The sequence below is a fragment of the Streptomyces cyaneochromogenes genome, assembly GCF_003963535.1.
Taxonomy (GTDB): Bacteria; Actinomycetota; Actinomycetes; order Streptomycetales; family Streptomycetaceae; genus Streptomyces; species Streptomyces shaanxiensis.
This window is the reverse complement of sequence record NZ_CP034539.1, coordinates 1,175,389-1,188,114: the sequence shown is the minus strand read 5'-3', so window position 1 is coordinate 1,188,114 and position 12,726 is coordinate 1,175,389. Positions and strand designations below refer to the sequence as shown.

General features: G+C 71.4%; 13 protein-coding genes. 6 read left to right on the top strand and 7 right to left on the bottom strand.

What is annotated here, in order from left to right; genetic code table 11:
• The first annotated feature begins 63 nt into the window (after positions 1-63).
• Genes EJ357_RS05075 through EJ357_RS05065 form a run of 3 tightly spaced genes read left to right on the top strand, consistent with a single transcriptional unit; the run spans position 64 to position 2,614 of the window.
• The gene (locus EJ357_RS05075) at positions 64-1,494 is read left to right on the top strand and encodes a S8/S53 family peptidase (RefSeq protein WP_126389029.1); all 1,431 of its coding nucleotides are present in this window, start codon (positions 64-66) and stop codon (positions 1,492-1,494) included.
• Between the two features lie 59 nt (positions 1,495-1,553).
• Positions 1,554-2,129, top strand: a complete 576-nt coding sequence (locus tag EJ357_RS05070) for an RNA polymerase sigma factor (protein ID WP_126389027.1) — start codon at positions 1,554-1,556, stop codon at positions 2,127-2,129.
• A complete protein-coding gene (locus EJ357_RS05065) occupies positions 2,126-2,614 on the top strand; it encodes a hypothetical protein (RefSeq protein WP_175647315.1) in 489 nt (162 codons plus the stop codon). The genes EJ357_RS05070 and EJ357_RS05065 overlap by 4 nt, the downstream gene beginning before the upstream one ends.
• Positions 2,615-2,623: 9 nt before the next feature.
• Here the strand turns inward: EJ357_RS05065 and EJ357_RS05060 are convergent, their stop codons facing one another.
• Positions 2,624-3,421 carry an N-formylglutamate amidohydrolase gene (locus EJ357_RS05060; protein ID WP_126389025.1) on the bottom strand — a complete coding sequence of 266 codons (798 nt, stop codon included), beginning with the start codon at positions 3,419-3,421 and terminating at the stop codon, positions 2,624-2,626.
• Between the two features lie 48 nt (positions 3,422-3,469).
• On the opposite strand from EJ357_RS05060, the gene EJ357_RS05055 reads away from it, so the two are divergent.
• Positions 3,470-3,799 carry a DUF5713 family protein gene (locus EJ357_RS05055; protein WP_126389024.1) on the top strand — a complete coding sequence of 110 codons (330 nt, stop codon included), beginning with the start codon at positions 3,470-3,472 and terminating at the stop codon, positions 3,797-3,799.
• Here the strand turns inward: EJ357_RS05055 and EJ357_RS49110 are convergent.
• Entirely contained in the window at positions 3,745-4,311 is a 567-nt protein-coding gene (locus EJ357_RS49110) for a hypothetical protein (protein ID WP_228473286.1), read from the bottom strand. The genes EJ357_RS05055 and EJ357_RS49110 overlap by 55 nt on opposite strands.
• Between EJ357_RS49110 and EJ357_RS49105 the strand changes: the two genes are divergently transcribed.
• Positions 4,217-4,912, top strand: coding sequence for a DNA glycosylase AlkZ-like family protein (locus tag EJ357_RS49105; protein WP_228473279.1), 696 nt, complete (start codon positions 4,217-4,219; stop codon positions 4,910-4,912). The genes EJ357_RS49110 and EJ357_RS49105 overlap by 95 nt on opposite strands.
• Before the next feature lie 5 nt (positions 4,913-4,917).
• Here the strand turns inward: EJ357_RS49105 and EJ357_RS05045 are convergent, their stop codons facing one another.
• Both EJ357_RS05045 and EJ357_RS05040 read right to left on the bottom strand, forming a co-directional pair.
• Entirely contained in the window at positions 4,918-5,217 is a 300-nt protein-coding gene (locus EJ357_RS05045) for a hypothetical protein (RefSeq protein ID WP_126389022.1), read from the bottom strand.
• Positions 5,218-5,391: 174 nt separating this feature from the next.
• A complete protein-coding gene (locus EJ357_RS05040) occupies positions 5,392-7,611 on the bottom strand; it encodes an NADP-dependent isocitrate dehydrogenase (protein WP_126389020.1) in 2,220 nt (739 codons plus the stop codon).
• Between the two features lie 232 nt (positions 7,612-7,843).
• Here EJ357_RS05040 and EJ357_RS05035 point away from each other — a divergent pair, with 232 nt between their 5' ends.
• Complete coding sequence (locus tag EJ357_RS05035) at positions 7,844-9,412, top strand: M1 family metallopeptidase (protein WP_126389018.1); 1,569 nt, start codon at positions 7,844-7,846, stop codon at positions 9,410-9,412.
• 15 nt (positions 9,413-9,427) lie between these two features.
• Here EJ357_RS05035 and EJ357_RS05030 read toward each other — a convergent pair whose 3' ends face one another.
• The 3 genes from EJ357_RS05030 to EJ357_RS05020 all read right to left on the bottom strand — a co-directional run bounded on the left by EJ357_RS05030 (position 9,428) and on the right by EJ357_RS05020 (position 12,720).
• The gene (locus tag EJ357_RS05030) at positions 9,428-10,522 is read right to left on the bottom strand and encodes a mechanosensitive ion channel family protein (protein WP_126389016.1); all 1,095 of its coding nucleotides are present in this window, start codon (positions 10,520-10,522) and stop codon (positions 9,428-9,430) included.
• Positions 10,523-10,913: 391 nt separating this feature from the next.
• Entirely contained in the window at positions 10,914-11,678 is a 765-nt protein-coding gene (locus EJ357_RS05025) for a crotonase/enoyl-CoA hydratase family protein (RefSeq protein ID WP_126389014.1), read from the bottom strand.
• 76 nt (positions 11,679-11,754) lie between these two features.
• Complete coding sequence (locus EJ357_RS05020; RefSeq protein ID WP_126389012.1) at positions 11,755-12,720, bottom strand: lysylphosphatidylglycerol synthase transmembrane domain-containing protein; 966 nt, start codon at positions 12,718-12,720, stop codon at positions 11,755-11,757.
• Positions 12,721-12,726: the final 6 nt, after the last annotated feature.

Here is a 12,726-nt window from a genome sequence, read left to right as displayed (position 1 = left end):
CTGTATCAATCAGTGACCGCACGGCTCTGACTGACGAACGTCGCCTCAGGGGGAGGACCCGCCATGGCACCACAGCGATTCCACGAGCAGTTCGAGCAGATCCAGCGCTCCATGCCCGACGTCCCCCTAGCGATGGGGCCGGACGACTCCGCAGAGTTCATCTACGAGAAGGGCTATGTGCTCGTCCGCGACGGTGAGGACGCCCGTCTCGTCGAGGACACCGTACGCGCGCACTTCACCGCCGAGCCCGAACTGGTGCAGGACAACGTGCGCCGGGTGAGCCCGCAGACCAACCGCTCGGGCATCACCCGTATCCAGGTCGGCGACCCCGGCGAGGGCGACCGGGGCGGCGACCGCCCCGTCGCGCACGCCCTGCGCGCCCTGCGGGAGACCGAGGGCCGCGCCGGACGCCGGCTGGTCAGCCGCAACCACCTGGTGTCGATCGCGGTCAACTCCTGCCCCGGCGACGAGCCCGCCCCCGTCGCGCAGGCCGAGGGACTCAACCCCGCGGTGGCGGAGGGCAGCCACGACGCGGACAGCGCCGTCGGCGTCCTGGTCATCGACACCGGCCTGATGCGCGACTTCCGCTCCTCCCCGCTGCTCGCCCACACCGACGGCGACGCGCAGATCAAGGAGTGCGACGACGACGGCGTCCTCCAGCAGTACGTCGGCCACGGCACGTTCATCGCCGGACTCGTCGCCGCCGTCGCACCCAACACGACCATCACGGTCCGCAACTCCCTCAACGACGCGGGCGCCATCCTGGAGTCCGAGTTCGGCGAGAAGCTCTTCGAGGCCGTCGACGCGGGCGGCTGGCCCGACATCCTCAGCCTCTCCGCCGGCACCTCCAACGGCCGCACCGACGGCCTGCTCGGCGTCGAGGCCTTCATGCAGGAGCTGCGCGAACAGCGCACCCTGCTCGTCGCCGCGGCCGGCAACAACGGCAGCGCCACGCCGTTCTGGCCCGCCGCCTACGCCGACCTGTCCGACTACCAGGACGCGGTGCTGTCGGTCGGCGCGCTGCGCGGCGACGGCGAGTACGGCGCCTGCTTCAGCAACCACGGCGCCTGGGTGAAGGCCTACGCGCCCGGCGAGCGGCTCACCAGCGTCCTCACCGGCTTCGACACGCCCGTGCCGTACGTCTACCAGCACTCCACCTACGACACCTGCCGCTACGGCTTCGGCTACTCCTGCACCTGCGTCTCCCCGCGCCACACCGGCGTGTTGAGCGAGCAGGGCGGCGCCACCAAGCCCGACCAGGTGATGTTCGAGGGATTCGCGCACTGGAGCGGCACGTCGTTCGCCACACCCCTCGTCGCCGGCATGATCGCCTCCCACATGACCGCACAGCAGGAGAACGACCCGCGTGTCGCCCGGTACAAGATGCTCGCGGCGAACTCCGGGTACGCGGAGGTGCGGGGGGCGCACGTACCGGCACTTCGCCCCCCGACCTGGCGCCCTGTGCCCGTCATGCAGCCGGCTCCTCGGTCATGAGGGTCGGAACCATCCCCTCCGCGGCGTACGATGACTTGCCGTACACGAGGGGTGGGGCTGTGGACCGAGCAGATGTCGGTGCGCTGGTCCAGTCCGCCGTCGACGGCGACGCGGCGGCCTGGAAGGCGCTCGTGGAAGGGCTGAGCCCACTGGTGTGGTCGGTCGTGCGCGCACACCGGCTCAACGACGCCGACGCCCATGAGGTCTACCAGACCGTCTGGTTCCGCTTCGCCCAGCACCTCGGGCGCATCCGTGAACCCGAGAAGGCCGGGTCCTGGCTCGCCAGCACCGCACGGCACGAGTGCCTGAAGGTGCTCAAGAGCTTAAGGCGGCTGACGGTGACGAGCGATCCGCAGCTGCTCGACCGGGTCAGCGAGGACCGTACGCCCGAACAGTCGCTCCTGGACTCCGAGGAGGCTGCCGCCGAGACCGAGCGCATCCGCTGGATGTGGCAGGAGTTCGAGGAACTCGGCGAACGCTGCCGCCAGTTGCTGCGTGTCCTGATGGCCTCGCCGCCGCCCAGCTACCAGGAGGTGTCCGCCGCACTGGGCATCGCCGTGGGCAGCATCGGTCCGCTGCGCCAGCGCTGTCTGCGCCGGCTGAGGGCCCGACTCGACGCGCGGGGGGCGCTGTGAACGACGACACGCACGACGAAGTGACGGGCGACGAGCCCTTCGGTGACGACGGGTTCGACGTCGAGCTGCTGGAGGAGGAGCTCCGGCAGGCCGCCGCCATCCTGGACCCCGTGCCGGCCCAGCTGCGGCAGATCGCCGTGGAGGCGTTCGCGCTGCACGATCTCGACGCCCGTATCGCCGAGTTGACGTTCGACTCGGTGGTGGACGCCATTCCGGTCAGGGGAGCGACGGACGTCCCGCGGATGCTGACCTTCCGCGCGGGGGAGGTGACCGTCGACGTGGAGGTGACCGCGCAGGGGCTGATGGGGCAGGTGCTGCCCCCGCAGCAGGCGCGGATCGAGGTGCTCGGCGGCCCGCAGACGGCCACGCCCGTCGTGGCCGACGACATGGGCCGCTTCACCAGCTCCGCACCCCCGAACGGGCCGTTCGCCCTGCGGCTGCGCACCGGCGGGGAGGTCGTGGTCACGGAGTGGCTGCGGGCCTGACCCACCGGGTCAGCGTGCGGCGGCGTCCACCAGCGCCGTCAGCGCCCGCGCGAGCCGGGTGAGTCCGGGACCGGCCGGACCGCCCGGCTCCGCCATGTACGTGTCCCGGCGGAGCTCGATCATCAGGGCACTGACACGGGGATCGCCGCCGTAGAACTCCAGCGGGACGTACGTGCCGCTGAACGGACTGTCCAGCCCCGTCTCCCCGCACGGGGCGAACGCCGCCCGGGCCGCGGCGAGCAGCTCGGACGGCGTGTGGAAGGAGTCGGTGCCCAGGCAGACCGGCGGGCGCGGGCCCGCGCCGTGGAGCTCGTAGGGGAGCGGCGCGGTGGGATAGGAGTGCACGTCGATGATCACGGCCCGTCCCGTGGCGGCCAGCCGCCGCGCGACGGCGTCGGTCATCGCCCGGGCGTACGGCTCGAAGTAGCGCGAGATCAACGGCGCGGGATCGAAGTCGTCGGGCCGCAGCGCCTCCCGATGCGTGGTTCGCGTGTACACGGCGCCCATCCCGACGGCGAGCATCTCCTCCCGCTCGTCCGGGAACCGCTCCGGGTCGACGACCAGCCGGGACAGCCGGTTCACGAACCGCCACGGGGTGACCTGCGAGGCCTCGGCCGCCCGCTCCGCGAGCCGCGCGGTGTGCGCGTCGACGATGTGGTCCAGCTCCCGCTCCAGCGCGGAGTCCTCCAGCACGATGCCCGCGCGCACCTCCGGCGGTATCTCCCGTGCCGAGTGCGGCACATGGAGGATCACCGGCGACTCCGCGGCGCCGGGGAGCAGCTCGAACGACGGTGCGGCAGAGGTCATCAGGGCTGCTCCCGGGGCGTTGTCAGTGGCGTGGTGCACCATCACAGCATGAACATCAGCAACCAGCAGGTGAGCACACACCCGTTCCTCAAGGCGCTCTACGGGGACGGTTACTACCCCGACCACGCGGTGGACCGGTGCAAGGAGATCCTGCTGCGCCTGTGCGAGCGCATCGAGGCGGAGCGGCCGGCCGGCCTCGCCGCGCTGTACGTCCTGACGCAGGCGGCCACCGACGAGTTCAACGACCTTCAGGACGACGACTTCGACATCGAGACCGTGGCCCGGGAGGAGATAGCCGAGGAGTTCTGGTTCGTGGCGAACGCCTACGGTTTCGAGGACGCCGATGTGGAGGAACTGATCGCCACCCGGGACTGGTGACGCGGATGACCGTCCACGAGCTCTCCAGGACCGACGCCCGCCGAATCGCCGTACGCGCACAGCTGCTGGACGGCGCTCGGCGGCCGAGTGGGCTGCTGGACGTCGTACGACGGCTGACCCTGCTCCAGGTCGACCCGACGGCCGCCGTCGCGCCCGACGCCGACCTCGTGGCGTGGAGCCGGCTCGGGTCCCGCGGGTACGCACCGGCCGACCTGAGCGCCGCCCTCGCCGACGGGACGCTGCAGGAGCTGCGGGCGATGATCCGGCCCGGTGAGGATCTCGCGCTGTACCGCGCCGAGATGGCCGAGTGGCCCGAGCGCGGGACGCCGACCTCCTGGCGCGAGTATCACCGCACGCGGGTGGCGGCCAACGAGGCCTGCCGCCGGGACATCTCGCCGGCTCGGCGCCGCGGGGCCGCTGCCGTCCCGCGAACTGCCCGACACCTGCGCGCGGCCGTGGAGATCCAGCGGGTGGAGCGACAACCGCAATGTCACCAAGCTGCTGGAGCTCATGGTGCACCGCGGCGAGGCCGCCGTGGCGGGACGGATGGGTGGCGACCGGCTGTGGGACCTGGCCGAGCGCGTCTGCCCCGACACACCCGCGGTCCCCGTGCACGAGGCGCTGCGCCTACGGGACGACAGACGGCTGCGCGCCCTCGGCATCGCCCGCGCCCGGGGCCCGGAGTGCCAGGTGGAGCCCGCGGACGTGGGGAACGCCGGTGAGCCGGCCGTCGTCGAGGGCGTACGGGGCAAGTGGCGTGTCGATCCTGCCCGGTCGGGGCAGCCGTTCGTCGGGCGCGCCGCCCTGCTGTCGCCGTTCGACCGGCTGATCCACGACCGCAGGCGCACCACCGAACCCTTCGGCTTCGACTACCAGCTGGAGATGTACAAGCCGGCCGCCAAGCGCCGCTGGGGCTGCTTCGCGCTGCCGATCCTGTACGGCGACCGGCTGGTGGGCAAGCTCGACGCCACCGCCGACCGCAAGGCCGGAGTGCTGCGGGTCGATGCCGTGCACGAGGACGAGCGATTCACCCAGGCGATGAGCGTGGAGATCGGCCGGGAGATCGATGACCTGGCCCGGTGGCTCGACCTGGAGCTCGCGCTGCCCGGCTAGCGGTGTCAGGCGCCGCCACTGACGCCGGGGGACACGAAGCGCCGGTGCAGCGGCGAGAACCGGGCCTCCGGTTCACCGGGCAGGCCGGCTTCCTTGACAGCCGGCGTCAGCCGCTCCGCGAAGAACCGCTCGAAGTCCTGCTGCGTTTCCCATACGTCGGTGACGTGCAGCGCGCCCTCGTCGAACCAGGCCACGTGCAGGCTCACGCCCTCCGGCACCTGCTCCTCCCAGCGCACCGCGTCCCGGACGGCCTCGTACTGCTCGGGCGTCACTCCGGGCCAGCGCAAGGACAACACCACAGCCATGGGCCTGCTCCTCTTCTTCGGCTTACCCCGCCCAGTAGACCGGCCCACGCCGGCGAACTCGCGCCGTGGTACGCCGTTCGTGCGGGACATCCGCCGGACGACACGGCTCTGCCCCGGCCGGGCACAGGGCCGACCGGGGCAGAGACGCTGGAGCGGGCCCGTAGGACCCTCGCGTCAGCTCAGGGACGCGAGCGCCTCGTTCCAGGTGGCCGACGGGCGCATGACCGCGGCGGCCTTGGCCGGGTCGGGCTGGTAGTAGCCGCCGATCTCGGCCGGCTTGCCCTGGACGGCGTTCAGCTCGTCGACGATCTTCTGCTCGCTCGCGGTGAGCGTCTCGGCGAGCGGGGCGAAGGCCTTGGCCAGGTCCGCGTCGTCGGTCTGCTTGGCCAGCTCCTGCGCCCAGTACAGGGACAGGAAGAAGTGGCTGCCGCGGTTGTCGATGCCGCCGACGCGACGGGTCGGGGACTTGTCCTCGTTGAGGAAGGTCGCCGTGGCGCGGTCCAGCGTGTCCGCGAGGACCTTCGCGCGGGTGTTGCCGGTAGCGGTCGCGTACTGCTCCAGGGAGGGAACGAGCGCGAAGAACTCACCGAGGGAGTCCCAGCGCAGGTAGTTCTCCTTGACCAGCTGCTGGACGTGCTTCGGCGCGCTGCCGCCGGCGCCCGTCTCGAACAGGCCGCCGCCCGCCATCAGCGGGACGACCGACAGCATCTTGGCGCTGGTGCCCAGCTCCAGGATCGGGAACAGGTCGGTGAGGTAGTCGCGCAGGACGTTGCCCGTCACCGAGATCGTGTTCTCGCCGCGGCGGATGCGCTCCACCGACAGCTTGGTGGCCTCGACCGGGGCGAGGATGCGGATGTCCAGACCCTCGGTGTCGTGCTCCGGCAGGTAGGCGTTGACCTTGGCGATCAGGTTGGCGTCGTGCGCGCGGGTCTCGTCCAGCCAGAAGACGGCCGGGTCGCCGGTGGCGCGGGCGCGGGTGACGGCCAGCTTCACCCAGTCCTTGATCGGCGCGTCCTTGGTCTGGCAGGCGCGGAAGATGTCACCCTCGGCGACCGGCTGCTCGATGACCACGTTGCCGGCCTGGTCGACCAGCCGGACCGTGCCGGCGGCCTTGATCTCGAAGGTCTTGTCGTGGGAGCCGTACTCCTCGGCCTTCTGCGCCATCAGGCCGACGTTCGGGACCGAGCCCATGGTCGACGGGTCGTAGGCGCCGTTGGCACGGCAGTCGTCGAGCACGGCCTGGTAGACGCCGGAGTAGGAGGAGTCCGGGAGCACCGCGAGGGTGTCGGCCTCCTGGCCGTCCGGGCCCCACATGTGGCCGGAGGTGCGGATCATGGCCGGCATCGAGGCGTCGACGATCACGTCGGACGGCACGTGCAGGTTGGTGATGCCCTTGTCGGAGTCGACCATGGCCAGCGCCGGGCCCTCGGCGATCTCCGCGTCGAAGGACGCCTTGATCTCGGCGCCGTTCGGCAGCGCGTCCAGGCCCTTGAGGATGCCGCCCAGACCGTCGTTGGGGGACAGGCCGGCGGCGGCGAGCGTCTCGCCGTACTTCTCGAAGGTCTTCGGGAAGAAGGCGCGCACCACGTGACCGAAGATGATCGGGTCGGAGACCTTCATCATCGTGGCCTTGAGGTGCACGGAGAACAGCACGCCCTCGGCCTTGGCCCGGGCGACCTGCGCGGTCAGGAACTCGCGCAGCGCGGCGACCCGCATCACGGAGGCGTCGACGACCTCGTCCTTGAGGACCGGTACGGACTCGCGCAGGACGGTGGTGGTGCCGTCCTCGGCGACCAGCTCGATCCGGAGCGAACCCGCCTCGGAGATCACGACGGACTTCTCGGTGGAGCGGAAGTCGTTCTCGCCCATGGTCGCCACGTTCGTCTTGGACTCGGAGGTCCAGGCGCCCATGCGGTGCGGGTGGGTCTTGGCGTAGTTCTTGACCGAGGCGGGGGCGCGGCGGTCGGAGTTGCCCTCACGCAGGACCGGGTTCACGGCGGAGCCCTTGACCTTGTCGTAGCGGGCCTGGATCTCCCGCTCCTCGTCGGTCTTCGGGTCGTCCGGGTAGTTCGGCAGCGCGTAGCCCTGGCCCTGGAGCTCGGCGACGGCGGCCTTGAGCTGCGGGATCGACGCCGAGATGTTCGGCAGCTTGATGATGTTGGCCGCCGGCGTCTTGGCCAGCTCGCCCAGCTCGTGCAGGGCGTCCGGGATGCGCTGGTCCTCGGTCAGGTACTCCGGGAACACCGCGATGATGCGGCCGGCCAGCGAGATGTCCCGCGTCTCCACGGCGACACCCGCCTGCGAGGCGTACGCCTGGACCACCGGCAGGAAGGAATACGTCGCCAGGGCCGGGGCCTCGTCAGTGTGCGTATAGATGATGGTCGAGTCAGTCACCGGGTGCTCCGCTCCACGTCTGCAACATTGCTCGACATCAAGATATCTCGTGATCGACCTCAGCTCGACAGGGGTCCGCACACAGGTGCGGGATGTGTGTCGGCAACTCGGATCCGCGCAAACGGAGCTACCGCCTCCGTGCAACCTGATCGCCTGGTCCCACAGTCATGTAGGGAGATCACCGATCCGGCGGCCGGCCCTGACCATCCGGTCGCCCCAGCGAAAGCGGACCATGAGATATCGCACCCGAGTGACGGCCCCCGCGGCCGCCCTGATCGGCACGGCGGCGGCCCTCGCCGCCGCCCCCTCCGCCCACGCGGCACCGACGCGCACGGGGACGTCGGCCGCCAAGACCTCCGCCACCCCGGGCCCCGAGACCCTCGGCGACCCCGTCTACCCGGCGCTGGGCAACGACGGCTACCGCGTGTCGGCCTACCACCTCGACTTCTCCTACGACGCCACGACCCGCCTGGTCGACGCCACCGCCACCCTGAAGATCCGCACCACCCAGGCCCTGTCCCGCTTCTCCCTCGACTCCCTCGGCCTCGACATCCGCGCCGTCCGCGTCGGCGGCCGTACGGCGACGTTCGAGCAGGTGGACGAGAAGCTGCGGATAACGCCCGCACGCACGCTGCCGAACAAGTCCTGGGTGACCGTGTGCGTCGAGTACTCCGCGGACCCGCGCCGTATCCCGCAGCCGCACACCGGCTGGGTCGACACGCTGGACGGGTTCGCGGCCTGCTGCCAGCCGAACCTGGCCCACACCGTCTTCCCGTGCAACGACCACCCCTCCGACAAGGCCGACTTCACGTTCCGCGTAACCGTCCCCGGCGGCCTGCGCGGCGTGGCCACCGGCCTGCTCGTGCGCACCGAGAGCCTCTCCGGCGGCCGTACCGCCTACACGTACCGCTCCCGCGAGCCCATGGCCACCGAGCTGGTGCAGATCACGGTCGGCGACTACGTGATCAAGGACCGGCAGGGCCCGCACGGCCTCCCGCTGCGCGACGTCGTCCCCGTCGCGCGCGCCGAGGCCCTGGAGCCGGCGCTCGCGCTGACGCCGAACCTGGTCGAGTGGCTGGAGGCGCGGCTCGGGGCCTACCCCTTCGAGACGTACGGCCTGCTGCCCTGCAACTCCGACGCCCCGAACGCCTTCGACTTCACCGGCCTGGAAACCCAGACCCTGACCATCTACAAGCCGAACTACCTGCTCCAGCCGGAGCCGAAGATCGGCTCGCACATGATGCACGAGCTGGTCCACTCCTACTTCGGCAACAGCGTCAGCCCCGCCTCCTGGGCCGACCTGTGGATCAACGAGGGCCACGCCGACTTCTACGGGCTGCTCTACCGCTACGAGCGCGGCTGGCCGGACTCCCTGGGCCTGACCACCCTGGAAGCCCGGATGAAGCACACCTACGCGCTGGGCGACCAGTGGCGGCGCGACTCCGGGCCGGTCGCCGCGCCCAACGCGGCCAACCTGTTCGACAGCCAGCGCTACCTGGGCGGCGTGCTGGTCCTGTACGCGCTGCGCAACCTCGTCGGCGAGAGCGCCTTCAACGCGCTGGAGCGCGCCTTCCTCGACCGGTACCGCAACTCCTCGGCGTCGACGGCCGACTACATCGCCGTCGCCTCGGAGGTCTCCGGTCAGGATCTGTCCGGATTCCTCCAGGACTGGCTGTACGGCACGAAGACCCCGCGGATGCCGGGGCACCCGGACTGGACGGTCACGCCGGTGAACCCGGCGCTCACCGCGCCGCACAGCCGTAAGCGCAGCCGCTCCCACGACAACTCGGCCACCCTGTAGGGGCGTCCGGGCAGGTCAGTCGAGGCGGACGGGGGCCACCTCGTCCGCCTCACCGGGGACGCGCTGCGACGGTATCGACACCGTCCCCTGCTGGATCGCCACCGTCCGCGTGGGCGCGGGGATGCTGATGCCCTCCTTGCGGTAGCGCCGGTGCAGGCGCTTGATGAACTCGTGCTTGATCCGGTACTGGTCGCTGAACTCGCCGACGCCCAGGATGACGGTGAAGCCGATCCGGGAGTCGCCGAAGGTGTGGAACCGGATGATCGGCTCGTGGTCCGGCAGGGCGCCCTCGACCTCGGTCATCACCTGGGCGATGACCTCGTTGGTCACCCGCTCGACGTGGTCGAGGTCGCTGTCGTAGGCGACACCGACCTGGAGGAGGATCGTCAACTCCTGCTCGGGACGCATGAAGTTGGTCATGTTCGTCTTCGCGAGCTCCCCGTTGGGGATGACGATCAGGTTGTTGGAGAGCGCCCGCACGGTCGTCTGGCGCCAGTTGATGTCCTCGACGTAGCCCTCCTCGCCGCTTGCCAGCCTGATGTAGTCGCCGGGCTGGACGGTCTTGGAGGCGAGGATGTGGATGCCCGCGAAGAGGTTGGCGAGCGTGTCCTGCAGGGCGAGCGCGACCGCCAGACCGCCGACGCCCAGGGCGGTGAGCAGCGGCGCAATGGAGATGCCCAGCGTCTGCAGCACCACCAGGAAGCCGATGGCCAGGATCAGGACCCGGGTGATGTTGACGAAGATCGTGGCCGAGCCGGCGACGCCGGGGCGGGACTGGGTGACCGTCCGCATCAGCCCGGCGATCCCGCGGGCCACCGACAGCGTCACGACGAAGATGAGCAGCACGGTCAGGATCTGGTTGACGTTGTGCTGGACCGTCTTCGTCAGCGGCAGCGCCGCTCCCGCGGAGGCCGCGCCGCCGAGGAACGCCGCCCACGGCACCACGGTGCGCAGCGTGTCCACGATGAGGTCGTCACCGCTCCAGCGGGTGCGGTCCGCGTGCTTGCCCAGCCAGCGCAGCAGCATCCGCAGCAGGAAGGCCGCCAGCAGCCCCGCCGCCAGCGCGATCCCGGCGATGACCAGGTCGTCCACAGTGAGCGCTCGCGTCACCGGTCACCTCCGGGGAGAAAAGCGGCGGCGAACCCCTTCGCCGACGGCCGGATGTGAAGTCTCGTCACGTTGTCACCTGCTCGATTCCGCGATGTGCCGTCGCGCCGGCCACCCCGTCCCCCGTGACCGGCACGAGGGCTCATCCTGCCGTATCGGGTACACGTGTTCGTGCCGGGATGGTCGGGCGGGCGGCCTCATGGGTCGCTTTCGGGCATTCTCCCCGGAATTCCGGCCGACTCCGAGGCCGAACGACCGCATCCCGGGGCGCGCTTGGTGCGTGGGTGCCGCACGACGGGCGCTCGCCGACGCGCGCCCCGGCGTACGGACCGGGCACGCTTGGGCTGCGTGCGCCCTCAGAGGTGCCTGCGTTCGCGGAAGTACCTGCGCGCCCTCAGAGTTCCGTGAACGACCCGTGCCGCCCCGCACCCGAGGCGAAGCGGGCGGCACCCTCCAGGCTCTCCGCCAACACACCCGTGCCGTGCCGGAGTTCACCCCGCATCGCCGCCGGCTCATCGAGCCCCTCCTGGTCGAGCACGGAGGCGCGGTCGGCGCGCAGGCAGCCCTGCGGGAACCGGGCGATCACGGCGGCCAGCTCCTCCGCCTCGGCGCGGGCACGCCCGTGCGGCACGACACGGTTGGCGAGCCCCATGCCGTAGGCCTCGTCCGCCGACACCGGCCGCCCGGTCAGGATCATGTCCAGCGCACGGCTCGTGCCGATCAGCCGGGGCAGCCGTACCGTGCCGCCGTCGATCAGCGGCACGCCCCAGCGGCGACAGAACACCCCGAAGACCGCGTCCTGCTCGGCCACCCGCAGATCGCACCAGAGCGCCAGCTCGAGGCCGCCCGCCACCGCGTGTCCGGCTACCGCGGCGATCACCGGCTTCGACAGCCGCAGCCGGGTCGGTCCCATCGGGCCGTCACCGTCCTCGGCGACCCGATTGCCCCGCTCGCCGCCCAGCGCCTTCAGGTCGGCGCCCGCGCAGAACGTGCCGCCCTCGCCCCACAGCACCGCCACCCGCGCCTCGTCGTCCGCCTCGAACGCCCGGAAGGCGGCGGCGAGTTCGGCGGCCGTCGGAGCGTCGACCGCGTTGCGGACCTCGGGGCGGGACAGGACGACGGTGGTGACGTGTTCCTGGCGCTCGACGCGGACCGGCATGGCGGGGTGCCCTTTCCGTGGATCGGACCCCGTACGTTACTGACCGGTCGGGTGACCTTCCATCGCGACGGACCGCTCAGATGACCTTCCAGCGCACGAGCGCCCCCAGCGTCAACGCCCCCGGCAGCAGCGGCAGCCACACCGTGATGATCCGGTACGCCAGCACCACCGCCGTGGCCACCGCCACCGGCGCGCCCGCCGCCACCAGAGCCACGACCAGCGCGGCCTCGACCGAACCGACGCCACCCGGTGTGGGCACCAGGGCCACGGCGACGGTCGCCGCCAGATACGCGAGGGCCATGTGCGCCGGCGGCACGTCCAGTCCCAGCGCCAGCCCGACCAGGACCAGCCCGGCAGCCTGGAGCGTCGGAAACGCCAGCGAACCGCCCCACAGCGCCAGCGCCCGGGAGGGCCGGGCGTGCACCGAGCGCGCCTCGCCCAGCGCGGTGCGCAGGAACGACGCCACGGCGGCGCGCAGTCGGCGTACGAGTGCGAAGACGGCCACGACCAGGACGGCCGCCGCGCCGATGATCAGCAACAACGGGCCCCAGGCCCCCTCCGGGAGAAGCGGGCCGAGTCGCAGTGCGTGGGGGAAGGCGATCAACAGCGCGGCCAGCAGGCCGACCCGGGCCACGCTCTCCGCGAGCAGATAGAGCGCCAGCGCGGCCGAGGAGCGGGCGAGCGGCAGCCCGCACACCGTCATGAAGCGCAGGTTGACCGCGCTCGCGCCCAGCCCGGTGGGCAGCAGGTGGTTGGCCGAGCCCGCCGCGAACTGTGTGACGAGCAGCCGCAGTTTCGGCAGCCGGTCGACCACGGCACCCTGCCGGGTCACCGCCGCCGCCACCCAGGTCAGGCAGGTGGCGCAGGCCGCGGCCAGCAGCCACGGCCACTTGGCCGTCGCCAGATGACCGATGCCCTCGGCGAGCACGTCCCGGTGCCGCACCGCGACCACGACCACGAGGACGAGTGGGAGCAGGACCAGTATCCGGCGGAGCGGGACGCGCCGGAGCAGGCGTCCCAGGGAGAGTCGTACCGCTGTCACATTCGG